Origin of the sequence: Amycolatopsis sp. WGS_07 (assembly GCF_045278895.1) — a bacterium.
GTDB lineage: Bacteria > Actinomycetota > Actinomycetes > Mycobacteriales > Pseudonocardiaceae > Amycolatopsis.
The window spans coordinates 7,076,380-7,097,862 of the sequence record NZ_CP136053.1; the positions used below are offsets into that span (position 1 = coordinate 7,076,380).

Below are 21,483 nucleotides of genomic sequence, written 5' to 3' on the forward strand. Positions count from 1 at the left end.
CAGATGACGCAAGCACTTTCGCCCGGCACCGTCTACGAGCGCATCGCCGCGAGTGTCCACAGTGTACTGCGCGGCAAACCGCACGCGGTGCGGCTCGCGGTGGCCGCGCTGTTCGCCGAGGGGCACCTGCTCGTCGAGGACGTGCCGGGGGTCGGCAAGACGACGCTGGCCCGCTGTCTCGCGCGCAGCGTCGGCGGCTCGTGGAACCGCATCCAGTTCACCCCCGACCTGCTGCCCGGCGACATCACCGGGGTGCCGGTATACCGCCAGCGCACCGAGCGGTTCGAGTTCCGCCCCGGCGGGGTGTTCGCGAACGTCGTGGTGGCGGACGAAATCAACCGCGGCACGCCGAAAACGCAGTCGGCGCTGCTGGAGGTGATGGCGGAGCGGACGGTGACCGCGGACGCGGTGCGGCACGAGGTGCCCCGGCCGTTCCTGGTCGTCGCGACGCAGAACCCGATCGAGATGGCGGGCACCTACCGGCTGCCGGAGGCGCAGCTGGACCGGTTCCTGATGCGGCTGGAGATCGGCTACCCCGATCTCGCGAGCGAGGTCATGGCGATCATGGGGGAGTGCGCCGGGGTCAGCCCGGACGAGCTGTCGCCGGTCGTCGACCTGCCCGCGCTGCGGAACACCATCGCCCAGGTCCGCTCGGCGCACGTCGACCGGGCGATCTGCGAGTACGCGGCCCGGCTCGCCGCCGCGACGCGCGGGCACGACGCGCTGCGCTACGGGGCGAGCCCGCGCGGCAGCATCGCGCTGATCCGTGCCGCGCAAGGGCTTTCGGCCACCTACGGCCGCGCGTTCGTGACCCCGGACGACATCAAGGAGGTGGCGCATCCGGTTCTGGCGCACCGGCTGATCCTCACCACCGACGCGGAACTGCACGGCCGGAGCCCGGCGAGCGTCGTCGACGAGGTGCTGAAGGCGACTCCGGTGCCTGCCGTGAGCGGGGCGGGGGCCTGATGGGCAGGCTGACCGGACGCGGCATCGGGGTGCTGGCGGCCGCTGCGGTCCTCGGTGGATTCGGCCAGTTCGCCGGCTATCCGGTGTTCCTCGCGATCGCGGGCGCCGCCGCGGGCGCGGTGGGTTCGGCGGTCGTGGCGACCGGACGGCGGCCGCGCGTCGAGGTGGCCCGCGAGCTGTACCCGGATCGGGTGGAACGCGGCTGTCCGGCGTTCGCGCGGCTGCGCGTGCACAACCCGACCGGACGCCGCCACGCCGCGTTCAGCGCGGTGGACCGGGTCGGCCTGGCCGCGAAGGTGGTCAGCGTGCGGGCGCTCGCGCCGAACGCCGAGGCGGTGCAGCACTACGAACTGCCCACCGCCGTCCGCGGCAAGCACCGGGTCGGCCCGCTCACGCTCGACCGCGGCGATCCGCTCGGGCTCGGCCACCGCACGCTCGCCACCGGGGAAACCGCGACGCTGCGGGTGTATCCGCGGGTGCACGCGATGCGGGCGCCGAAGGGCGGCCGTCCCCGGCACCACCACGAGGGCGCGGCGGTCGACGAGCGGCTGCGCGGTTCGTTCGACCTGCGCGAGGTCCGCGAATACGTGCCTGGCGACGAGGTCCGGCACCTGCACTGGAAGGCGACCGCGCGGACCGGGCAGCTGATGGTCCGCGACTACGTCGATCCCGACCAGCCGCGTTTCACCGCGGTGCTGGACACGCGGCTGCGCGGGCCTCTTCTGGAGGAGGCGGTGGACCTCGCGGCGTCGCTGGCCGCGTCGGCGGCGAGCGACGAACAGCCGGTGCGGCTGGCGACCCCGGGCGGGCTCGACCTCGACACCGGCGGCGGCACGACGGCGTTGCGGCGGCTGCTCGACGCGCTGTGCGAGGTCGGCCCGTCCGCCGAGGACGCACCGCTGGTGCCGGACGAGCTGATCCGATCCGGGGTCGGCGGACTGGCGGTGGTCACCGCTGGCGCCGCTCCGGACGATCGCGCCGCGCTGGCCGCGCTGCGCGGCCGGTACGCGCCGGTCTTTGTGTTCGTGCTGGGCGCGTCGTGCGCGGGAATTCCCGGTGCGACAGTGCTTTCCGCTCCGGACGCTGCCGAGGCCGTCCGCCGCTGGAATGCGATTCCCCGATGAGTCCACAATGGACCAGGAGGTCCTCGACCGCGCTCCTGCTGCTCGCCACCGGCCTGGCCGGGATGGGCTGGGCACCGGTGTTCGGGGCCGGGGCACTGGCGTTGCCGGTCGGCCTGACGCTGGCGGTGTGCTTCGCGGTCGCCGAACTCTGCGCGGCGGTGTCCGCGCTCGGGCCGTGGCGGCCGGTCCTCGCGCTCGCGGCCGGGCTGCTGACGCTGGGGGAGCTGGAGTTCGGCCCGGACCTGCCCGGGCCGCGGATGCTGGGCGGCCTGCTCGACGGCGTCGTCCAGTCCTGGCAGCTGACCCTGCAGTCGACCTGGCCGGCGCGGCCGGATCCGGAGCTGCTGCTGTTCGTCCCGCTGGCGGTGCTGTTCGCGTCGGTGCTGGGCGTGGAACTGCTGCGGCGTCCGGCGGTCGCGCTGCTGCCTGGGCTGGCGGTCATGGGCTTGAGCCAGGCGTACGTCGCGTTGTCCGGTCCGGTGGCCACTGCGGCCGGGCTGGCTTACGTCGTCGTGGCGGGCGCGCTGCTGGCGGTGACCCGTCGGCAGGGCAGCCGCGTGGTGTTGCTGGTGCCGACGGCCATGCTGGCGGTGGCCGTTTCGGTGGGGATCACCGCGTTCGATCAGGGTGCGCAACCGCCGTTGGCGCTTCAGCACGAAGCGGTTCCGCTGCCGCCGATGCGCGTCGAAGACCCGCTTGGCCAGATCGCCGAACGGCTCTCGCATCCGGCGGCACCGGTGTTCAGCTACTCGGGCGCGGCTCAGGTCGACCGCTGGCGGATGGCGGTGCTCGAAGACTTCGACGGCGTCACCTGGCGGGCCGGCGACGGCTACCGGCGGTTGGGCGCTTCGCTCGGCGAGGCCAGGCACCACGCGCGGATCACCGTGCCCGCCTCGACGGACGGCCCGTGGCTGCCGAGCCAGGCCGAACCCGCGGCGGTGACCGGGATCGCGCCGCTCGTCGACCCGGGCACCGGCGTGCTCCTGCTGCCCGGCCGGACCGGTCCGGTGAGCTACGACCTTGGCTGGCGGGAACCGGCCCCCGCCGCGCTGCTCGACGCCGGGATCGACCCGGCCGCGGTGACCGGCGGGCTCGGCCAGGTCCCGCCCGGGGTCGCCGAGCTGGCCCGGACCGCCACTGGCGGGCTGCGGCCGTCGTTCCGTTCGGCGCTGCAGCTGGAGCGCTACTTCAGCGAGCACTACCGGCTCGCGACCGGCCCGCGCCTGCCCACCGGAAGCGGCTGGGCACAGCTGCGCACCTTCCTCTTCAGCACCAAAGCGGGCACCAGCGAACAGTTCGCCGCCGCGTACGTCGCGCTCGCCAGAGTCACCGGCATCCCGGCCCGGATCGCGGTCGGCTTCCACGCCCCGGCACCCGGTTCCGGCCCGGTGACTGTCCACAATGGAGACGTGCTGGCCTGGCCGGAGGTCGCGGTGGCCGGCGTCGGCTGGGTCCCGCTCGACCCGGCGGGCGCGGCGAGCAGCGGCACCGGGCAGCCCGCCGGGGCGCTGGCACAGGTGACCGCACAGGCACGCGCCGAGCTGCCGCCCCCGCCGCAGCTGCACGACCCGGACACGCCGAAGGACGATCCGGCTGTCGGCGAGGATGCTGCGGAGGGCCCCGCGTTCCCGTTCCCGCCGCAGTGGCTGCTGGCTGGAGCCGCCGGATTGTCACTGCTGCTGGTCGCCGCGATCCCGATGGTGCGAACGCTCCGCACGGCCCGCCGGCGTCGACGCACGGGCGCGGACGGCGTTGTCGCGGCGTGGCGGGAAGCTCGGGATCTGTTGCGGGCACGCGGGATCGCGGTGCCGCCGGGGGCGACCGTACGCGAGATGGCCGGCCTCCTTCCGTCCACAGCGGACAGATCGGCGGCGGAAGGACTGGAATGGCTGGCCCGGCAGGTCGATACGGCGCTGTGGTCCGGAGCGGCCACTGACGACAGCGCGGTTTCCCATGCCTGGACCGCGGTGCGGGCCCTGCGGAAGGGCCTGGCGGGCGAGCCGTGGCGGGTCCGGTTGCGGGCTTCGTTCGAGGTGCGCAGCCTGCTGCCGGTTCCGGCGTGACCGGTTGGTGTCAGCGGCCTCCCGCCTCCGGCCGGACTGCGGAGACTTAAGGGCATGACTGCTGAACCTGACTCCATCCGCGCGGCCTACCGGGCGTTCGCCGAACTCGAGGGCTCCGCCGAATCGGACGACCGCTTCGTCGCCGCGATCGTGGGCTACGACCACGACCTCCGCGAACTGTGGCTCGATCCACGTGCGCTCCGCGACCGGGACGCGGCGGCGCTGGCCGCGCGTGTCCTCGACACCGTGCGCGCCGCGACGGACGACGCCGACCGTCGTGCGTTCGCGGTCGCGCAGCCGTTTTTGCCGCCGGGCACGGGGTTTGAGGACGTGGACCTCGCGTTCGATCCGGTGCTGGCGGAGGTGGAGCGTCGCGCGCGGCAGGGCGGGTGACGGCTGGGCGGCCCGGTGCCTGTCATGGCGCGTAGTAGATGCTTGCGTGTGGAGCTGGTGGGTTTCTCGTCGTCGGGCGGTTTGCCGCCGAATTGTTCGGCGATCCCCGGTGCCTGCGGCAGCGCGCTGGCCGCCTGGTGTCCCGTCGTGGCGGTGCCTTGGTCGAACTTCGCCCGGTGACGGCGGGCACCGGGTCGGTCTTGCGTCCGGCCCGGTGCTCGTCACAGCGCGTGGTAGATGCTCGCGGCGGTGTTGAGCGTCGAGCTGGCGTTCTTCTCCTCGTCGGACGGTTTGCCGCCGAACTGCTCGGCGATCCCCGGTGCCTGCGGCAGCGCGCTGGCCGCCTGATGCCCCGCTGTCGCGACGCCTTGGCCGAACTCCGCGCTTTTGCCGAGTTTGTCCGCCACCTGCTGCCCGGTGTACTGCCAGCCGCTGGCGACCTCCGAGCCTTTCCGGGTGGCCGCGTCCACTCCGGACTGGAACATCTCCGCGGCGCCGGGCTGGCTGAGCCCGTTTCGCGCGGACAACGCCTCGAAGGCGCCCTTGGCTCCGGCACCGAGCACCTTGGCCGCTCCGTAACCGCCCGCCGCGTCCCCGGCGAGGGCGACCCAGTCCCAGACCGACACGGATTGGTTCGGATCCTGCATTTTGTCGGCGACCGCCTTGCCGTGCGCGAGAAACGCCACCAGGCTCGCCGCGACCGTGATCGGCACGGCGACCGGTGCGGCCGGGGTGAGCGACAGGGCGCCGCCGAGGCCGGCCACGATCGACGCGATGTCGCCGACCTTCTGGTAGTCCAGGCCCTTGTCCGGGGCGGCGGTGGGCGGGGGCGGCGCGGCCTGCTGGCCGCTGGCGAGCGCCGACACCCGGGCAACGGCTTGGTCCAGCAGCTTCTTCACCTCGGCGGCGACCTGCTTGACGAGGTTCTCCGCCGCGGCCTGCCCGGCGCCGCGCGGGAGGTGCAGGTACGAGGAGTAGACGCTGATGTTCGGCGTCACCGCGTTGGCGATGTTCGCCTTCGTCGTCTTGACCTCGTTGGCGAAGCCGGTGACGACGGCCGCCATCTTCCGCATCGCCTGTCCGGCCTCGGCCGCTGCCTTGCCGACCTGCGCGGTCTTGCCGGCGAACGCGGTGCCCGCCGGATCGCCCCAGGCCTGGCCGACGCCGCTAGTGTCCTTGCTGCCCGCGGCGGCGAATCCTTCAGCGGCTTTCGTCCAGTTGTCGGCCAGCTTCGCGACCGCGTCCTCGTCGGTCTGCGGCCATCCGGACAACGCCTTGACCCGCGGCCAGAAGCCGAATTCGGCGGAGGGTTCGGCGATCGGCATCGTGGCCCCTCACCGTCGCACGGCGGACATCGCACCCGCCGCGTCCGCGTCCCGCCGGGCGTAGTCCGCCGCGCAGCTCGCGCCGACCTCGGCGAGCTGCCGGTAGAGCGCGGGAATCCGCTCCGCGGCGGTCCGGACGGCTTGGGTTGCCGCCGTGTAGGGCCCGCGGAAGGCGTCGGCGAGGGGGCCGGTGCCGATGGCTGCTTCGCCGGCGGTGATCGTTTGTGCGCTGCTTTGCCAGGCGGTCGAGACTTGTTGCCCGGTTTGGTTGAGGTGGTTGAGTTGTTCCCGCAGGGCGTCGGTGTCGAGGTGCACGCCGGTCATGCCGGGTCTCCGGGCAGCAGCCGCGTGGTCAGCTCGCCGACCCGCCCCGCCGCCGCGACGCCTGCGGCCCGGACGGCCTCGGTGATCGTGTGCGCGACCGCGCGCGAGTCGCCGAGCCGGTAGATCCGCGGGTCCAGGTCGAGGGCGAGCAGTTCGCCGCGCCCGCCGACGGTCGCGTGGACCAGCCCGTCCGGCGAACCGGCCTCGCCGCGGATGTCGGGCAGGCCGTCGCGCAACGCCCGCAGGCCGTCGGCGATTCCTTGCCAGTACGCGTGATCGTCCATGATGTCCTCCCTTTTCCGCACAGCGTCGCCGGATTCGCGCCGGAACGGAGCGCGGTGACCGCTTCCGGCCACCCGCCTCCGCGGGCCCCGCCGCGCGGGGACCATGGCCGCACCATGAACCGAATCCTCGTTCTGCTCGTGCCAGTGCTGCTGGTCTCGGCGGCGCCGCTCGCGGAAGCGGCGCCGCCGGCCGGGGTGTGTGCGCACGCTGATCCCGCGCATTCCCCGGTCGTCCAGGAGCCGTGGGCGCAACAGCTGCTCAACCCGAAGCGGGTGTGGCCGTCGAGCACTGGCGCCGGGGTGCTCGTCGCGGTCGTCGATTCCGGGGTCGACTCGGATCACCCGCAGCTCAGCGCGCCGGGCAAAGTGCTGCCCGGCCGGGACTTCTTCTTCGCGGGCGAGCTGCCCGGCAACTTCGACTGCGCGTCGCACGGCACCGCGGTCGCCTCGATCATCGCGGCCGATCCCGCGTCCGGCATCGGGTTCTCCGGGATCGCGCCCGGCGCGCGGATCCTGCCGGTGCGGGTCACCGACCGTTCGCTCAACGACAGCGGCGAACCGCAGCCGATCGCGCCGGACGCGGTCGCTGCGGGCCTCCGCTACGCCGCCGACCAGGGTGCGAAGGTGATCAACCTGTCGCTGTCGGGCTACGGCGACCTGCCGCCGATCCGGGACGCGGTCGCTTACGCCCAGTCGAAGGACGCGCTGATAGTCGCGGCGGCGGGCAACCGGCAGGAGCGCGCCGCCGGTTCCGCGTCGTTTCCGGCGGGCTATCCGGGCGTGGTGGGGGTCGGCTCGATCGACATCGCCGGGGCGCGGGACGACAGTTCCCAGACCGGTCCGTACGTCGACCTCGTCGCCCCAGGCAAAGGCGTGGTCGGCGCGACGCGCGTCGGCGGGCACGACTACTGGGAGGGCACCAGCTTCGCCGCGCCGTTCGTCGCGGGAACCGCCGCGCTGGTGCGGGCGGCCTGGCCGTCGCTGACCGCGCAGCAGGTGGCACAACGATTGATCGCCACCGCCGACGTCGCGCGCGGCGGTGCGGGGAGCCAGGGCTACGGCGCGGGGGTGGTCGACCCGTACCGTGCGGTCACCGAAGGACTTTCCGGTGCCCCGAAAGCGCTTCCGGCGGTGCCGCCGCAAGCCGTCGACGTCGCCGCGCAGCGGGAGCACGCGTGGTGGGCGCGGGCCGGTGCCTCGGCGAAACTCGTTGCCGGGGCGCTGGTTCTGGCGATTCTGCTGGCGGTGCTCGGCGCGGCGGTCGCCGTGCGGGGGAGCCGCCGGCGGTGGCGGGCGGGGCGGTCGGCGGCGAAACCCCGCGCCCTCGGGCGCGAGGAGCCGCCCGAGGAGATGTTCCTTTTCCCGCCGCCCGCGGTCGAGCGGCCTGATCCCTCGTGGAGGAAACCATGAAACGTCCGATCGCCGGAGCGGCGCTGGTCCTGGCGCTGGGCGGGTGCTCGGCGGAACCGCCGGACCAGCGGCCGGTCACACTGCCCGCGCCGACCTCGACCCCGTCTTCGACCTCGGCCGCCCCGCCAACGTCGAGCAGCCCGGCCACGCCCGCCGGGCCCGCGCTGGACTCGCAGCCGATGACCGCCGCGGACGGGAAGAACGTCTCCGCCTGCCGGCGCCGGTCGTGCGAGGTCCTGGTGCACGCGGGCAGCGAGCTGAGTTTCGCGACGAGCAACGGTCCCGGGGCGGCGGTCGTGGCCAGCGTCGGGCCGGAGGGGATCGTGCTGGGCGTGTCCGCGGGCATCAGCGGGCAGATCTCGTCCGGGCCCACGGCGGGCGAGTTCGCCTCGATCAACGACGTGAAGTTCGTGCTGGCGGCGGCCCGTCCGGGCAGCGGGGTGCTCCGGCTGATCCGCGGTTAGGCGCTCGTGAGCGGCTATGCCGGGGCATAGCCGCTCACGAGGCGTCAAATGGTGACGCTGCCGACCCGCGCCTTGGCCGAGGCGAGCGCCTGCTGCAGCTCGCCGTTCGCCTTGACCACGCCGCCGCGCAGTGCCTGCAGCATGTCCTGCTGTGCGGTCGAAACCTGCTGCCAGGCCTGGTTCACCTCGCTGAACTGGCCGCCCGCCTGGTCGAGCCAGTCGTTCGCGGTGGCCCCGGACGCGGTGCGCCAGGTGTCCATCTCCTGCTGCACCTTGCCGACCGTCGCCATGATCTGCGACGAAAGGTGGTCCAGCTGCCCGAAGTTGCCCTTGATCAGCATGTCATCCTCCTGCCGTGTTGAGCGCGCCGCCGAACGGCGACATCCCGCCCGCCGCGTGCAGGCCGGACGCGCTGGCCTGGTCGGCCATGTCGTAGGTGTGCGAGGAGTACTTCGTGTTCTCGCCGAGGTGGTTGAGCGCCGCGACGAGCCGGGTGATGCCCTGTTCCCAGTTCGCGTGCGCGGCGTCGAACGCGGGCCGCGCGGTGCCCTCCCACTGGCCCTTCAGCGCTTCCACGGTCGGCCGCAACTGAGCCTGGTGGGACTGGATGTTCGTGGACACGGTGCCCGCCATCTGCGCGCCGCGCTGCAGGCTCTCGGTCACGCCGTGCAGCTGATCGCCGTTCGGCATGGGCTCGCTCCTTTCCCGGTTTCCGTTGGTGTGCATGCCCGGGCGCGTCGCGCCCGCGAACCGACGCTAGATCCGCACCCGCGGCCGCCGGACCGGCGAGGCCTCTTCCTGCCACGGACGCCCTGGCGCGCCGCCGGGGCGTGATGATCGCGGCAGGAGAGAGGAGACCGCCGTGGCGACAGTCGTGGTGCGCAGGCCGATCCGCCGCCCGGCGCCGGAGATGCCGTCGGGCGAACTGGTGCTGGACGCGCCGCCGGAGCTGCCCGCCGCGCCCGGCCGCGGCTGGGCGCAGGTGCTGATGGTCCTGCCGATGGTGGCGATGATGGCCGCGATGGTGCTGATGTTCAGCGGCACCGGGACCAGCGGCACGATCCGGTACGTGGTGCTCGGGCTGTTCGGCGTCGCGATCGTCGGCATGCTGGTGCTGTCCTTCCTGAACGGCGGCGGCGCGTCGAAACGCGAGATGGGGCACGCGCGCCGGCTGTACCTGCGGGGGCTCGCGCAGCACCGGATGCGCGTCGCGCGCACGGCCCGCCGTCAGCGGGAAGCGTTGTGGTACTTGCATCCTGAGCCGGACGCGCTGTGGTCGGTCGCGGCGAGCCACCGGCTGTGGGAACGCCGCCGCACCGATCCCGACTTCGGCGCGGTCCGGATCGGCCTCGGCGAGCAGAGCCTGGCGACCGCGCTGATCGCGCCGGACACGAAGCCGCTGGAACAGCTGGAACCGTTGTCCGCGCTGGCGTTGCGCCGGTTCATCACGACGTACTCGGCGATCGGCGGGCTGCCGCTCGCGCTCGCCGTCGACGGGTTCGCCCGGATCCACCTCGACGGCGACCAGCGGCGGGCGGCGGCTTTGGTGCGCGCGATGCTCGCCCAGCTCGCCGTGCTGCAGTCGCCGGACGACCTGCGGATCGCGATCTGCGCCGGACCGGACCAGGCTCCCGGCTGGGAATGGGTCAAGTGGCTGCCGCACGCGCTGCACCCGGAGCGCACCGACGCGCTCGGCCCGCTCCGGCTGGTCGCGAACTCGATCACGACGCTCGAAGCGATGCTGGAGGACGTGCTCGCCGACCGGCCCCGGTTCGATCCGCAGTCCTCGGCCCGGGTGTCCGGGCCGCATCTGGTGGTCGTGCTCGACGGCGGGTCGTTCGCCGGCTCGGACCACCTGATGACGGCCGGGGGTGTCGAGGGCGTCACCCTGTTCGACCTGACCACCGCGCCGCCGAACACGCCGGAACCGACCGTGCTGGTGCTCGACGTCGCGGCGGACGGCACGCTGACGAACGACACCGGGGAAGCGGAAACCGTGCTGGGGCAAGCAGATCAGCTGCCGATCCCGGCGGCGGAGGCGCTGGCGCGGCAACTGGCCCCGCTGCGGCTGACCGCGGCCGCGCGCGGCGAACAGCCGCTGAGCGCGGAGCTGGGCCTGGAAAGCCTGCTGGAACTGGGGAATCCGTTTGCCTTCGACCCCGCCGACACCTGGCTGCCCCGGCCGAGCCGCGACCGGCTGCGCGTGCGGTTCGGCATCCGGCCGGACGGCACGCCGATCGAGCTGGACCTCAAGGAGTCCGCGCAGGACGGGATGGGCCCGCACGGGCTGCTGATCGGGGCCACCGGCTCGGGCAAGAGCGAACTGCTGCGCACGCTCGTGCTCGCGCTGGCGATCACGCATCCGCCGAACACGCTGAACTTCGCGCTCATCGACTTCAAGGGCGGCGCGACCTTCACCCGGCTCGACAAGCTCCCGCACACCAGCGCGGTGATCACGAACCTCGCCGAGGAGCTGCCGCTGGTCGACCGGATGACCGAGGCGATCAACGGCGAGCTGATCCGGCGCCAGGAACTGCTGCGCGCGGCCGGGAACTTCTCGTCGCTGCGGGACTACGAGAAGGCCCGCACCTCCGGCGCGCCGCTGCCCGAGGTGCCGACGCTGCTGGTGGTCTGCGATGAGTTCAGCGAACTGCTGTCCGCCCGCCCGGATTTCATCGACATGTTCGTCCAAATCGGACGGGTCGGCCGCTCGCTCGGCGTGCACCTGCTGCTCGCCTCGCAGCGGCTGGAGGAGGGCAGGCTGCGCGGGCTCGACACCCATCTGTCGTACCGGATCGGGCTGCGCACGTTCTCCGAGATCGACAGCCGGGTCGTGCTCGGCGTGACCGACGCGTTCACGCTGCCCCGCGCGCCCGGACACGGCTTCCTGAAGTTCGGCGACGAGCCGATGATCCGGTTCCGCTCGGCGTATGTGTCCGGCGTGCACGCCGCCGGGGCCGCCCCGGTCGGTTCCGGACCGGTGCAGCTGCCCGGTATGCAGGTCTACTCGACCGCCTACGTCGCGCCGCCCGCCGAGGACGCCGAAACCGAGCAGCCGGGCGAGGACCCGGACGAGGCGATCGGCGAGAGCCTGATGGACATCCTGGTCGACCGGTTCGCCGGCCGCGGCTCGCCCGCCCACCAGATCTGGCTGCCGCCGCTGGCCGAACCGCCCACAGTGGACAGTCTGCTCGGACCGGCCACAGTGGACCCCGAACGCGGTCTCCAGGCGGGCGACCCTGGTTTGCGCGGTGCGCTCAAGGCAGTGGCCGGGGTCGTCGACCGGCCGCTGGACCAGCGACGGGACCCGCTGGTGCTCGATCTGTCCGCGGCGGCCGGGCACGTGGTCGTCACCGGGGCGCCGCGCTCGGGCAAGAGCACCGCACTGCGTTCGATCATCGCGTCGCTCGCCCTCACCCATACGCCCCGGGAAGTGCAGTTCTACTGCCTGGACTTCGGCGGCGGCTCGCTGGCTTCGCTGCGCGGGCTGCCGCACGTCGGCGGGGTCGCCGGACGGCAGAACGCGGGCGCGGTCCGGCGCACGGTGGCCGAAGTGTCCACTGTGCTCTCCGAGCGGGAACGCCGGTTCGCCGAGGACGAGATCGACGGGATGGCGGCCTACCGGGAACTCCGTCCGGAAGACGACCGTTACGGCGACGTCTTCCTGGTCGTGGACGGCTGGCCCACGCTGCGCAAGGACTTCGAGGACCTGGAGGACGTGGTCGCCGCGATCGCCGCGCGCGGCCTCGCCTACGGCGTGCACCTGGTGGTGTCGTGCTCGCGGTCGTTCGATCTGCGGCCCAACGTGCGGGACCTGTTCGGCAGCCGGATCGAACTGCGGCTCGGCGATCCGGTCGACACGACGGTGGACCGGATGAGCGCGCTGAACGTGCCGGAGAACGCGCCCGGCCGCGGCATCGCGAGCACCGGGCACCAGCTGCTGATGGCGCTGCCCCGGCTGGACGGCCGGGACACCGCCGACGATCTCGCGGCCGGAGTGTCCGATTTGGTCAGTGCGGTCGCCGGGGCGTGGCAAGGGGAACCGGCGCCGAACGTCCGGCTGCTGCCGGCGAAACTCGCCTACGAGGCGCTGCCGCCGCGCGACGATCCGGCGAAGCACCAGCTCGCCGTCGGGATCGCGGAACAGGACCTGGCCCCGGTGCGGCTCGACTTCGCCGCCGACGCGCACCTGCTGCTGCTCGGCGACGCGGACTCGGGCAAGACCGCCTTCCTGCGCACGCTGGCGCGGCGGATCACCACGTCGTACTCCCCGGACCAGGCCCGGATCCTGCTCGTGGACCACCGCCGCGGCCTGCTCGGCGAGGTCGAGGGAGACCACCTCCTCGGCTACGGCACCGACCTGGCCACCACCGCCCGCCTGATGAACGAAGCGGCCCGCGCAATGGCCGAACGGCTGCCCGGCCAGGACGTGACGCCGGAGCAGTTGCGCGCCCGAAGCTGGTGGCAGGGCCCGGAACTGTTCGTGCTCGTGGACGACTACGACCTGGTCGCGTCGGTGATGGAGAACCCGTTCCTGCCGTTGATGGACTACCTGGCGCAGGGCCGCGACATCGGGCTGCACGTGGTGCTGACCCGCCGCACCGGCGGTGCCGGGCGCGCGCTGTTCGAACAGTTCCTCGCGCGGGTGCGCGACGTCGGTTCGCCCGGGCTGATGCTGTCCGGCGACCGCGAGGAGGGCCCGCTGCTCGGCGGGCTGAAACCCGAGTCCCTGCCGCCTGGGCGCGGCAGGCTGATCACCCGTCGCGAGGGTGCCCGGCTGCTCCAGCTGGCCTGGCTGCCGCCGCGCGAGTGAGGCGAAGTGACGAGATCGGCGCAAGGAGGCGAAAAATGGCATCAGAACTGAACGGGGTTCCCGACGCGATGATGAAGTTCAGCCCGCAGCCCCCGGCAGGGGGTCTCGGCGGCGGGGGTGCGTCCGGGAGCGGCGGCGGGATGGCGGAGGGCGTCGCGTTCGCGCAGGCGGAACGGCAGTCCGCGCAGCAGCTGCAGAAGTTCCTGGAACAGGTGAAGCAGGGGTTCGGGGCTTACGCTTCGATCGCCCGCGCGTCCGCGGAGGAGTACCTGAAGGCGGACCGCGCGGGCAAGGAGGCTTTCCCGAACAACCTGTCCCCGCTGAAGCCGGGAATGCCGATCGGACCGGGGCTGCTCGGGCCCTTCCTGCCGGGGGCGACCCGATGAGCGCGTACGGCGGGATGAAATTCGACCAGCAGGCGGCGATCATGAAGGCGACGGTGCCGCTCGCCGACGTCGCCAAGCAGGCCGCGGAGATGTGGCAGAAGGCGAAGACCCAGCTGACCGGAGCGTCGGCCTCGCTGCAGCAGCAGCTCAAGGCGCTCGAGCCGGACTGGACCGACGAGGCTGGCGGCCGGATGCAGCAGCGCGGCGGGCGGAGCGCCGCGGACATCGATTCGTGGACCACCGGGATCGACCAGGCGGTGTCCGCACTGGGCGAGCTGGCCGGGGCGATCACCAGGACCGGGGCCTGGTTCGAGGACATGGCGAAGCTGCTGGAGGGCAACCCGCTCGCCGAGCTGCTCAAGCAGCAGCTGGCGCCGCTGGGCGGGCAACAGCTCGACACTCTCGCCAAGCAGTTCGAGGGGGCGACCCAAGCGGTCAGGAGCACCAAAGGCAACGACTGGAGCGGCCCGCTCGGCTCCGGCGGGGGCGGTTCTGGCAGCTCCGGCGGCGGTTCGGGTTCGGCCGGCGGTGCGGCCGGGGGCGGACAGCAAGGGCAGAGCGGTTCGTCCTCCGGCGCCGGGCAGGGCGGCGGGGCGCAAGGCGAGGGCCAGTCCGGTGACCAACCCGGCGGGCAACCCGGCGACCAGTCCGGTGGCCTGCCCGGTGACCAGTCCGGCGGCCTGCCTGGTGACCAGCCGCGGCAGCCCGGCGATCCTCAGGTCCCGTACCCGGGCGAGGGTCCGTCGCTGTCCGGGCTCGGCGGGGCTGCCGCGCCGGTCGCGCCGCCTGCCCTCCCGCCGCTGCCGCCGTTGTCCGTGCCGCCGTCCTTGCCCGGCGGAATGCCGCTGCCGATGGGCGGTCTGGGCGGCTTCGGCGGCGGGGTCCCCGGGGTGAAACTGGGCGGGGGCGGCCCGAAGCCGCCGCAGCCCGCGTTCCCGGTGTCGCAGCAGGCCGCGACGCTCTCCAGCGGCCAGGCCCCGAAGCTCCCGGAAGCCGGACCGCCCCCGCCGCCCGGCGGCAACGGCGGCGGCGGGATGCCGATAGCGCCGATGTCCGGCCTCGGCGGCCTGTCCGGCGGCGGCGGGACGCCGGGATCCGGCGCGGCACAACGCCCGCCCTCCGGCCGAGGCCCGCGCCGCACGAACCCGCCCGGGCTGCCCGCGGCACTGCGCGGAAAATCCGGCCGGACCGACCCGTCCGCGTTCGCCCCGCTGGCACGCCCGTCCCGCCGAGAACGAGCGGACGACCGCACGACAGTCGAGGTCCTGGACGACGACCTGTGGCAGGTAACCGGCTCGGGGGCCGGTCAGCCGACGCCTCCGGGGAGGCTGGCCCGCTGACCGGGAGAGGGGCGGTGCCGTCGGTTGGCTTGGCGGCACCGCCTTTTTCGCGCCCGCTGACCATGCCGGGTGCCTTGTGCGGGATGGTTCGTCCGTGAAGGACTCCTTGAGGGAATCTGGTTCCCGCAAGGAGTCCTTCACGGACTTCGTAATCCGGTCATAGGGGGGCAAGCGGGCATTTCGCGCCGATGTGGTCCTTTGTGGACGGTCGTTTGATGGGGCCGCGCTGCTTGAGGTCCGGGCATGGGGTCGGCAGGCGGGGTTTGTTCGCTGCGGTGCCCGAGCGCAGGGCTCGGCAGAGCCGAGGGCGGTTCCGGCGTGCGGAGTGGAGGGCGGCGTTGCGGCGGAGGGCTCGGCTGGAGCTGAAGGGGGTGGCGGGGGCGGTGCCGGAACGGAGAGCGGCGTTATGGCCGGAGGGCGCGGCCGGAGTTGTGGGCGGAGTGCAGGGCGGTGCCGGGCGAGGAGCGGCACCCTTCCAGCGCGCGCGGCCGGAGTTGAGGGCGGTGCCGTAGCGGAGGGCGCGGCCGTAATGCTGGGCGCGGCGGGGATGTCCGGCCCCTCACCACTGCTTCATGCGGGTGGGGGTCGTGAGTGGCAATCCCGGTTAGAACCGGCATAGCCACTCACGACCCCACTAAGCTCACCACTGCTTCAGCGCCGCATCCCGGTCCAGCCCCGGCCCCTGGGGCACCCTGGCCACCAACGCCGCCGGGACACGGACTGGGCGGATTCCGGCGTAGCCGAGGGTTTCCAGCACATCCGGCCGCCCCAGGGGATAGGTGCGGCCCAGGTCGGTCACCACCGCGTAGGTTCCGGCGGGGGCGCGGTCGCTGGCCATCGCCTCCACTACCGCCGCTGTGCCGGGCGGGACCACGACTTGGTCCGCCAGTGCGACGCCGCCTTCGGTGCGGCCTGCGGTGGTCGTCGCGGGCGGGGGCAGGAGGTTGTCCACGCTCACCGACGGCACGAACGACGCGGGGGCGAAGGACAGGCACACCCGGCCGGAAGCGGCGGGGGCGAAGTCGGGACGGGCGGGTGGCAGGTCGCGGGCGGTCGCGGCGGGGCGGTCGGCGACCTTCGCGCCGCTCAGGTCGATCGGGCTCAGCCGTACCGGGAAGGGTTCGGCTCCGCCGTAGGCGGCGGTCGTCGGGCGGTAGGCGCGCTGGATTTCGTACTCCAGCGGGGTGATCGGCCGCAGTTGCGCGGGTTCGGCGAGGTAGAACTGGGTGTCCATGGCCAGGAGTTGCCCGGTCAGCAGGTCCGCACGGCCGGGCACTGCTTGTGACGGTTTGCCCTTGTCCGGCAAGGCGATCGGCGCGACCGGGGCGCCTTCGGGCAGGACGTCGACGACGGCCGCGCCCACTCGGGTGACCGGGGCCGAGCCGAGGGCCAGGCCGACGGCGACGGCGTCCTCGGCGGCGATCCGGTGCCGGTATCCGCCGGAGACCAGGTATTCGTCGCCGCTTTCCGGGGTTCGCACCAGCAGTTCCCTGGTGCCGAGCGGGGTTCCGCCGGGCGGTTCGTGGCCGACGAACAGGGTCGAGCGGTACGCGGTGGCTCCGGCGAGGTCGGTGCCGGGCTGGGAGCACAGCGTCCAGCCTTGGCCGAGTACCCGGTCGGCGGTGGGCAGTGCGTCCGGCGCGTCTTGGATTCCGATTCGCGGTCCGCGCGGGACGCCGGCGAGCGATTTCGCCGACACTGACTGGGTTTGCGCGGGCGAACCGAGGGCTAGCAGCGCGGAGGAGTAGTTCGCGACTGGATCGAGTTTGCCGTTGAGATAAACATAGCGGGTGCCGGTTTCCTTTTCCACGATGACGGATTTGCCGTCCTGCCAGCTGCGGTCGCCGCCGGGGGAGAGCAGGCCGTACACCCCGGACGCGCCGAGGGCGAGCACCGCCAGCACGATTCCGGCGACGGCCGAGGCCGACGGCAGCCGGAACGGCGGCTGCTCCGGATCGGTCTCCCGGGTCACCAGCGCCGAAACCGTGCGCTGCAGCAGGAATTGGTGGGCTTGCAGCCGATCGCGTGCGGTTGCCATCTCAGCCGCCCAGTCCGCACAAGTAGCCGTACAGGCCGAGCACTGCGCACACCGTCGGGACAATCGCTAGCACCACGACGGCCTCGAGCAGTTCGGCGTAGCGGCCCCAGCGCGGGCTGGAATCCCTGGTGCTCCGGCAGAAGTCCGATGAGGACAGTCGCGGCGCAAAGTCCTAACAGGACCGGAGCGGCGGCGCGCAACGGGCCGACGGCCAGCAGCGGGCCCAACGCGAGCGAACCGGCACCGAACGCGGCCGCCAGCAGCAGCGCGAGCCGCTGGGCCAGCACCGGATGCAGCCGGGCGCGCAAGGTGAAACCGGCGGTGAGCAGGCCGGTGACCGCCAACGCTGACGGCTCTCCGTCGCGCACCAAGACGAAAATCGCCGGGACGACGGCGAGCACCACCCCGCAGACCATGCCGGTGAGCAGGCCGTCGGCGCGCACGACGGTCGCGTATACGGCGGGTCGCGGCGGCTGTGGTTCGTCGCGCAGGAGGTCGGCCGTTCCGCGCGGGAGGACTGGGATCGGCATCCGCGCGGCGCGGATCGACAGCGGGGCGAGCAACGGGGAGAACGCGAGCCCGGTGCCCGCGACGATCGCCGCGGCTCCGGTTGTGCCGATCGGTCCGGTCGTCGCCAGCCAGCCGCTCAGCATTTCGAGGAGTCCGGCCGTCGCGCCGGCGATGAACAACGCCGGTCGTTCGACGATGCCGAGCAGGCCGAGAACCGCGGCGAGCAGCAGGGCCGCGCCGGCCGCGATCAGATGCGGCGCGCCGAGCCCGGTCAGCGGACGGTCGCCGGCGAACAGCAGCCCGCCGCCGGCGAAGGCGAACGGCAACGCGGCCGCGCCGAGCACCGCGCCCGCCCCGGCGTCACCGGCTGCGCGCGCCAGCGCGACCCCCGCCGCGAGCAGCAGCGCCGCCCCGCCGAGCGCCCCCGCCGCTGGACCCGGCCACGGCGGTCCGGCGGCCAGGACCGCGACCAGCGCGAGCAGCGCGGCGGCCATTCCCGCGCCGAGCCCGGCCCGGCGGGTGTGCGCGGGTTCCCAGGCGCTGCTGGCGCGTTCGGCCCCGGCGGCGATCGCGGCGACCAGGTCGTCATATTCCAGTTCCGGCCATTCGGTGCGGGCGGGCACGAGGTTGAGCACCTCGCCGTCGAGAACGCGGTGCGAGGACAGCGTTCCGGAGCCGTCGAGCGGGGTGCCGTCCGAACGGCGCAGCACCCATCCGCCGTCCGGCACGCCCTGGTCGGCCAGGTGCTCGCCGGCGTGCTGCAGCAGGCCGGGCATCAGCTCGGCGATCGGGGACCGCTCCGGCAGGGTCAGGTCGACGCGGCGGGCCGGGGCCGCCACGGTCACCCGGACGAGGCCGATGGTGGGCATCGCGGATCTTCCTTTCGGAGCGGGCGGCAGCAACCTGCCGGAGCGGCCGCGCACGGCTGGGATCGCTCCTACCATGAAGACCCGGCCGCGACGGCGGAACCGGCTCGGCAGCTAGCGGACACGGAGGTCAGCGGTGCGAAGCGAGGCAGCGGGCAGCGGCTGGACCCCGCTGGCCAACGGGCCGGTCGCCGCCGTGTACTCGGGGCTCCCCGGCGGTGTCCCGGTGGCGCTGAAGGTGTTCCCGGCCCGGTTCGACCGCGCCACACTGTCCACAGTGGAGAAAGAACGCGGCAAGCTGAGCGCGGTCGCTTCGGTGCTGCCGGTGCACGCGGTCGACCAGTTGCCCGACGGACGGCACGCGCTGCGGATGGAGCTGTGCCCGCAGTCGCTGGCCGCGCTGCTGGACAGGGTGGGCAGGCTCGGCCCGGCCGACGCGGCGGTGCTGGGCCACGGCGTCGCCACGGCGTTGGCGGGCGCGCACGCGGCGGGCGTCGTGCACGGCGGGGTGAAGCCGTCGAACGTGCTGTTCCGCGCGTCCGGGGAGCCGGTGCTCGCGGACTTCGGCGTCGCGCTGCGCCAGGCGTTCCCGCGCGATCCGGTGGAGTCGCTGGAATTCCTGGCCCCGGAGACGCTGCGCACGGAAACCTTGGACGAACGCACCGATCTCTACGGATTGGGCGCCCTGCTGCACCTCGCGCTGACCGGCCGTCCGCCGCTGCCGGGCCGGCTGGGCGAACCGGTGGGGGAGCGCGTCCTGCGGCTGCTGCGCACTCCGGTGCCGGCGATCCACGAACCGGGCGTGCCGGTCGAACTGTCCACAGTGGTCGGACGGCTGCTCGCGCCGGACCCGGCGAACCGCCCGGCCGACGCGGGCTGGGTCGCGGACCGGCTGGGGGAGATGATCGCCCGGCTTTCCTCGCCGGGGCCGGTGGTTGAAGCGCCTGGTGCCGCGCCGTCTAACGCCGCGCAGCCTGGTGCTGCGCCGTCTAGCACCGCGCCGCCCAGCACGGTGCCGCCTGGTGCCCCGCCGTCGAGTGCCGGACCGGCTTTCGACGACTTCGGTGCGGCTCCTCCGGTGCGGCTGCCCGCGTCGGCGGTCGCCGAGCTGCCGGAAGTCCAGCCCGCCGCCGACGACGTCCCGGCACCGGAACCCCCGCCCGCCGCGGACGACTTCCCGGAACCGCCGCCCTCCGCCCCGCGCGCGGCCGGGGAGGTCCGCCCCGCCCGGCGGATCCGGCTGGATTTCGTCGCCGGGGGACTGGTCGCGGCGGCGGTGGCGGGCGTGGGGCTCGTCATGGTGCTGACCAGCGGTTCCGACGACCTCACCACGGTCGCCCGCACCCCGCCGCCCGCACCCGCGCCCGCCGCGGCCGCGCCTTCCGTCGACGTCCGGCTGGACCAGCCCGCGGACCGCGGCACCCAGGTCACGCTCACCTGGACCAGCAGCTCCGGCGCGGTCGACTACGCGGTGATCGTCGCGCCGGAGGGCGAGCCCAACAAGGCCGTGCTGGCACAACGCCAACACACCCTGACCGTCCAGGTCGACCCGTTGCGCCGCTACTGCTTCGAGGTGCAGGCGACCGACAGCCAGGCCGTCTACCGCAGCGAACCGCAGGCCATCCGGGGCGCGGTCTGCCACCGGTGAGCCACGACCCGGTGAACCCGGCTGGCGCGACCGCGTTTCGCGGCGAATAGTCGAGTTGTGCGCGTGCTTGCGCGCGGCCGGGCGGAATCGGGATGCTGGGCTGACGGCGGAGGGAGGAGCTGACATGGACGACGTGGAGCTGACGCACCGCGAATGCGTCCGGCTGCTCCGTTCCCCCGAACGGGGCCGTCAGGCCATCGTCGCGTTCGACGGCCTGACGCCGGTGCCGCGCGCCTGCCTCCTCCTCGACGCGGGCGACGTGCTGATCCCGACCGGACCGGACAGCGGCCTCGTCCGCGTCGCGGCGCTGCGTCCGGTTTCGCTGGAATTCACCGACCGGGACAAGGAAGGACGGCTGCGGTGGACGGTCCGGGGAATCGGGCTCGCGCGGCCGATGACCGGGCTGGACGTGCCGCATCCGGTGCCGCGCAGCACGGTGCTGGCGGCGATGCCGGACGCGTTCCGCAACGGAGTGCGGGTCGTGGTGGCCCGTTATCGCGGCAACCGGTCGGCGATTCCCGCTCCGCGCGTCGAAGAATGAGGAAATAGCGCACGAGGGATTCGGCGACGGCGGATTCCGCTGCGCGCACTCGCGATTCTCGAGGCGGCGGCCTCACGGCAGTTTCTGTCCGTGAAGGACTCCTTGAGGGAATTAGATTCCCGCAAGGAGTCCTTCACGGACCTGGCCGAGGGGCTGGGTGGCGGTCCCGCGATCATCCCGCCGCGAAGGTGGGCCGTTCGAAGTGTTCCGGCAGGAGGTTGCTCAGCGTCGGGGACGGGGCGAGGCCGAGTTCGTCGTGCAGGACGCGGCGGCATTGTTCGTACTGCCGCAGGGCCGCGCCGCGGTTTCCGGCGGCCAGGTGGGCCTTCACGAGCACCCGATGCGCGCTTTCCCGCAACGGCTCCGCGCGCACCGCGGCGAGGCCGGCGGCGACCGCTTCCCCGTGCCGTTCCGCCGCGGTCAGCCGTTCGGCCATCGCTTCCAGCGCGTGCAGGCGGAGCTGGTGGTACTGCTCCTGTTCGATCAGCACCCATTCGCTTTCCGACCAGTCCGGCAGCAGATCCGCGGAAAGCTCGGCGCGCGTCTGCGTGGTCAGGATGTCGTCGCACGGGCGCGAGCCGTCGAGGAGGCGGTGGGCGCGCAGGACCGCGCCGTGGATGTCCACGTGGATGTGCTTGGCTATCGCGACTTCCTGCGCGGACGCGTCGATCACTTGATGCCCGGTGCGCATCGCGCGCCACAGCGAAGAGCGGAGATTGGCGTTCGCGCGCGTGACAGTCGTGTCCGGCCACAGCATCCCGGCCACGTAGGTGCGGCTGCGCGGCATGTCCTGCAGCGCGAGAAACGCGACCAGCCGTTGAGCGCTGGACGAAATCGAGATGCGGCTCGGGCCCGCGGACAACGCGAAGCCTTTGAGCAGCCGCAAGGTGATGCCGTGTCTGATGTCATGGGCCGTTTCCGCGATCATCGCACCCACCCCGGACGATGTTTTTGTGGCCTTGGCGCCCTTTTTCGACAGCTGAGGACC

Annotated in this window: 19 protein-coding genes and 1 pseudogene; 11 read left to right on the forward strand and 9 right to left on the reverse strand. The window is 73.3% G+C overall.

Annotation, left to right across the window (positions count from 1 at the left end; all coding sequences use genetic code 11):
* Nucleotides 1-3 precede the first annotated feature (3 nt).
* Genes RPX00_RS33255 through RPX00_RS33270 form a run of 4 tightly spaced genes read left to right on the forward strand, consistent with a single transcriptional unit; the run spans nucleotide 4 to nucleotide 4,546 of the window.
* Nucleotides 4-966 carry an AAA family ATPase gene (locus RPX00_RS33255; RefSeq protein ID WP_406631306.1) on the forward strand — a complete coding sequence of 321 codons (963 nt, stop codon included), beginning with the start codon at nucleotides 4-6 and terminating at the stop codon, nucleotides 964-966.
* Nucleotides 966-2,090: a DUF58 domain-containing protein gene (locus RPX00_RS33260; RefSeq protein ID WP_406631307.1), complete on the forward strand. Its 1,125-nt coding sequence runs from the start codon at nucleotides 966-968 to the stop codon at nucleotides 2,088-2,090. The genes RPX00_RS33255 and RPX00_RS33260 overlap by 1 nt, the downstream gene beginning before the upstream one ends.
* Nucleotides 2,087-4,153: a transglutaminaseTgpA domain-containing protein gene (locus RPX00_RS33265; RefSeq protein WP_406631308.1), complete on the forward strand. Its 2,067-nt coding sequence runs from the start codon at nucleotides 2,087-2,089 to the stop codon at nucleotides 4,151-4,153. Before RPX00_RS33260 ends, RPX00_RS33265 begins: the two co-directional genes overlap by 4 nt.
* 54 nt (nucleotides 4,154-4,207) lie before the next feature.
* On the forward strand, nucleotides 4,208-4,546 hold the full coding sequence (locus tag RPX00_RS33270; protein WP_406631309.1) for a YbaB/EbfC family nucleoid-associated protein: 339 nt from the start codon (nucleotides 4,208-4,210) through the stop codon (nucleotides 4,544-4,546).
* 221 nt (nucleotides 4,547-4,767) lie between these two features.
* Here RPX00_RS33270 and RPX00_RS33275 read toward each other — a convergent pair whose 3' ends face one another.
* The 3 genes from RPX00_RS33275 to RPX00_RS33285 are packed head-to-tail and all read right to left on the reverse strand — an operon-like array spanning nucleotide 4,768 to nucleotide 6,479.
* Nucleotides 4,768-5,871: a hypothetical protein gene (locus tag RPX00_RS33275; RefSeq protein WP_406631310.1), complete on the reverse strand. Its 1,104-nt coding sequence runs from the start codon at nucleotides 5,869-5,871 to the stop codon at nucleotides 4,768-4,770.
* Between the two features lie 9 nt (nucleotides 5,872-5,880).
* The gene (locus RPX00_RS33280) at nucleotides 5,881-6,195 is read right to left on the reverse strand and encodes a type VII secretion target (protein WP_406631311.1); all 315 of its coding nucleotides are present in this window, start codon (nucleotides 6,193-6,195) and stop codon (nucleotides 5,881-5,883) included.
* Nucleotides 6,192-6,479, reverse strand: coding sequence for a YbaB/EbfC family nucleoid-associated protein (locus RPX00_RS33285; protein ID WP_406631312.1), 288 nt, complete (start codon nucleotides 6,477-6,479; stop codon nucleotides 6,192-6,194). Before RPX00_RS33285 ends, RPX00_RS33280 begins: the two co-directional genes overlap by 4 nt.
* Nucleotides 6,480-6,593: 114 nt before the next feature.
* On the opposite strand from RPX00_RS33285, the gene mycP reads away from it, so the two are divergent.
* Together mycP and RPX00_RS33295 are read left to right on the forward strand one after the other, a co-directional pair.
* The gene (gene mycP, locus RPX00_RS33290; RefSeq protein ID WP_406631313.1) at nucleotides 6,594-7,889 is read left to right on the forward strand and encodes a type VII secretion-associated serine protease mycosin; all 1,296 of its coding nucleotides are present in this window, start codon (nucleotides 6,594-6,596) and stop codon (nucleotides 7,887-7,889) included.
* Nucleotides 7,886-8,353, forward strand: a complete 468-nt coding sequence (locus RPX00_RS33295) for a hypothetical protein (protein ID WP_406631314.1) — start codon at nucleotides 7,886-7,888, stop codon at nucleotides 8,351-8,353. Before mycP ends, RPX00_RS33295 begins: the two co-directional genes overlap by 4 nt.
* 44 nt (nucleotides 8,354-8,397) lie before the next feature.
* Here RPX00_RS33295 and RPX00_RS33300 read toward each other — a convergent pair whose 3' ends face one another.
* Both RPX00_RS33300 and RPX00_RS33305 read right to left on the reverse strand, forming a co-directional pair.
* On the reverse strand, nucleotides 8,398-8,694 hold the full coding sequence (locus RPX00_RS33300; RefSeq protein ID WP_378302565.1) for a WXG100 family type VII secretion target: 297 nt from the start codon (nucleotides 8,692-8,694) through the stop codon (nucleotides 8,398-8,400).
* A gap of 1 nt (nucleotide 8,695) precedes the next feature.
* The gene (locus RPX00_RS33305; protein WP_378302567.1) at nucleotides 8,696-9,043 is read right to left on the reverse strand and encodes a WXG100 family type VII secretion target; all 348 of its coding nucleotides are present in this window, start codon (nucleotides 9,041-9,043) and stop codon (nucleotides 8,696-8,698) included.
* Between the two features lie 172 nt (nucleotides 9,044-9,215).
* On the opposite strand from RPX00_RS33305, the gene eccCa reads away from it, so the two are divergent.
* Genes eccCa through RPX00_RS33320 form a run of 3 tightly spaced genes read left to right on the forward strand, consistent with a single transcriptional unit; the run spans nucleotide 9,216 to nucleotide 14,892 of the window.
* The gene (gene eccCa / locus RPX00_RS33310) at nucleotides 9,216-13,166 is read left to right on the forward strand and encodes a type VII secretion protein EccCa (RefSeq protein ID WP_406631315.1); all 3,951 of its coding nucleotides are present in this window, start codon (nucleotides 9,216-9,218) and stop codon (nucleotides 13,164-13,166) included.
* A 35-nt stretch (nucleotides 13,167-13,201) separates the two neighbouring features.
* Nucleotides 13,202-13,552 carry a hypothetical protein gene (locus tag RPX00_RS33315; protein ID WP_406631316.1) on the forward strand — a complete coding sequence of 117 codons (351 nt, stop codon included), beginning with the start codon at nucleotides 13,202-13,204 and terminating at the stop codon, nucleotides 13,550-13,552.
* Nucleotides 13,549-14,892 (forward strand): WXG100 family type VII secretion target, encoded by a 1,344-nt coding sequence (locus RPX00_RS33320; protein WP_406631317.1) that lies wholly within the window; start codon nucleotides 13,549-13,551, stop codon nucleotides 14,890-14,892. Before RPX00_RS33315 ends, RPX00_RS33320 begins: the two co-directional genes overlap by 4 nt.
* Before the next feature lie 640 nt (nucleotides 14,893-15,532).
* Here the strand turns inward: RPX00_RS33320 and eccB are convergent.
* The 3 genes and pseudogenes from eccB to eccD all read right to left on the reverse strand — a co-directional run.
* Nucleotides 15,533-16,930 (reverse strand): type VII secretion protein EccB, encoded by a 1,398-nt coding sequence (gene eccB / locus RPX00_RS33325; RefSeq protein ID WP_406631318.1) that lies wholly within the window; start codon nucleotides 16,928-16,930, stop codon nucleotides 15,533-15,535.
* A 1-nt stretch (nucleotide 16,931) separates the two neighbouring features.
* Nucleotides 16,932-17,006, reverse strand: coding sequence for a hypothetical protein (locus RPX00_RS33330; protein ID WP_406643176.1), 75 nt, complete (start codon nucleotides 17,004-17,006; stop codon nucleotides 16,932-16,934).
* Nucleotides 17,007-17,124: 118 nt separating this feature from the next.
* Nucleotides 17,125-18,384, reverse strand: a pseudogene (gene eccD / locus RPX00_RS33335) (type VII secretion integral membrane protein EccD); the annotation flags it as partial.
* Between the two features lie 58 nt (nucleotides 18,385-18,442).
* Here eccD and RPX00_RS33340 point away from each other — a divergent pair.
* Both RPX00_RS33340 and RPX00_RS33345 read left to right on the forward strand, forming a co-directional pair.
* Complete coding sequence (locus RPX00_RS33340; RefSeq protein ID WP_406631319.1) at nucleotides 18,443-19,954, forward strand: serine/threonine protein kinase; 1,512 nt, start codon at nucleotides 18,443-18,445, stop codon at nucleotides 19,952-19,954.
* 124 nt (nucleotides 19,955-20,078) lie between these two features.
* Nucleotides 20,079-20,495 carry a hypothetical protein gene (locus RPX00_RS33345; protein ID WP_406631320.1) on the forward strand — a complete coding sequence of 139 codons (417 nt, stop codon included), beginning with the start codon at nucleotides 20,079-20,081 and terminating at the stop codon, nucleotides 20,493-20,495.
* A 172-nt stretch (nucleotides 20,496-20,667) separates the two neighbouring features.
* Here RPX00_RS33345 and RPX00_RS33350 read toward each other — a convergent pair whose 3' ends face one another.
* Nucleotides 20,668-21,423, reverse strand: coding sequence for a BTAD domain-containing putative transcriptional regulator (locus tag RPX00_RS33350; protein WP_406631321.1), 756 nt, complete (start codon nucleotides 21,421-21,423; stop codon nucleotides 20,668-20,670).
* Nucleotides 21,424-21,483 lie beyond the last annotated feature (60 nt).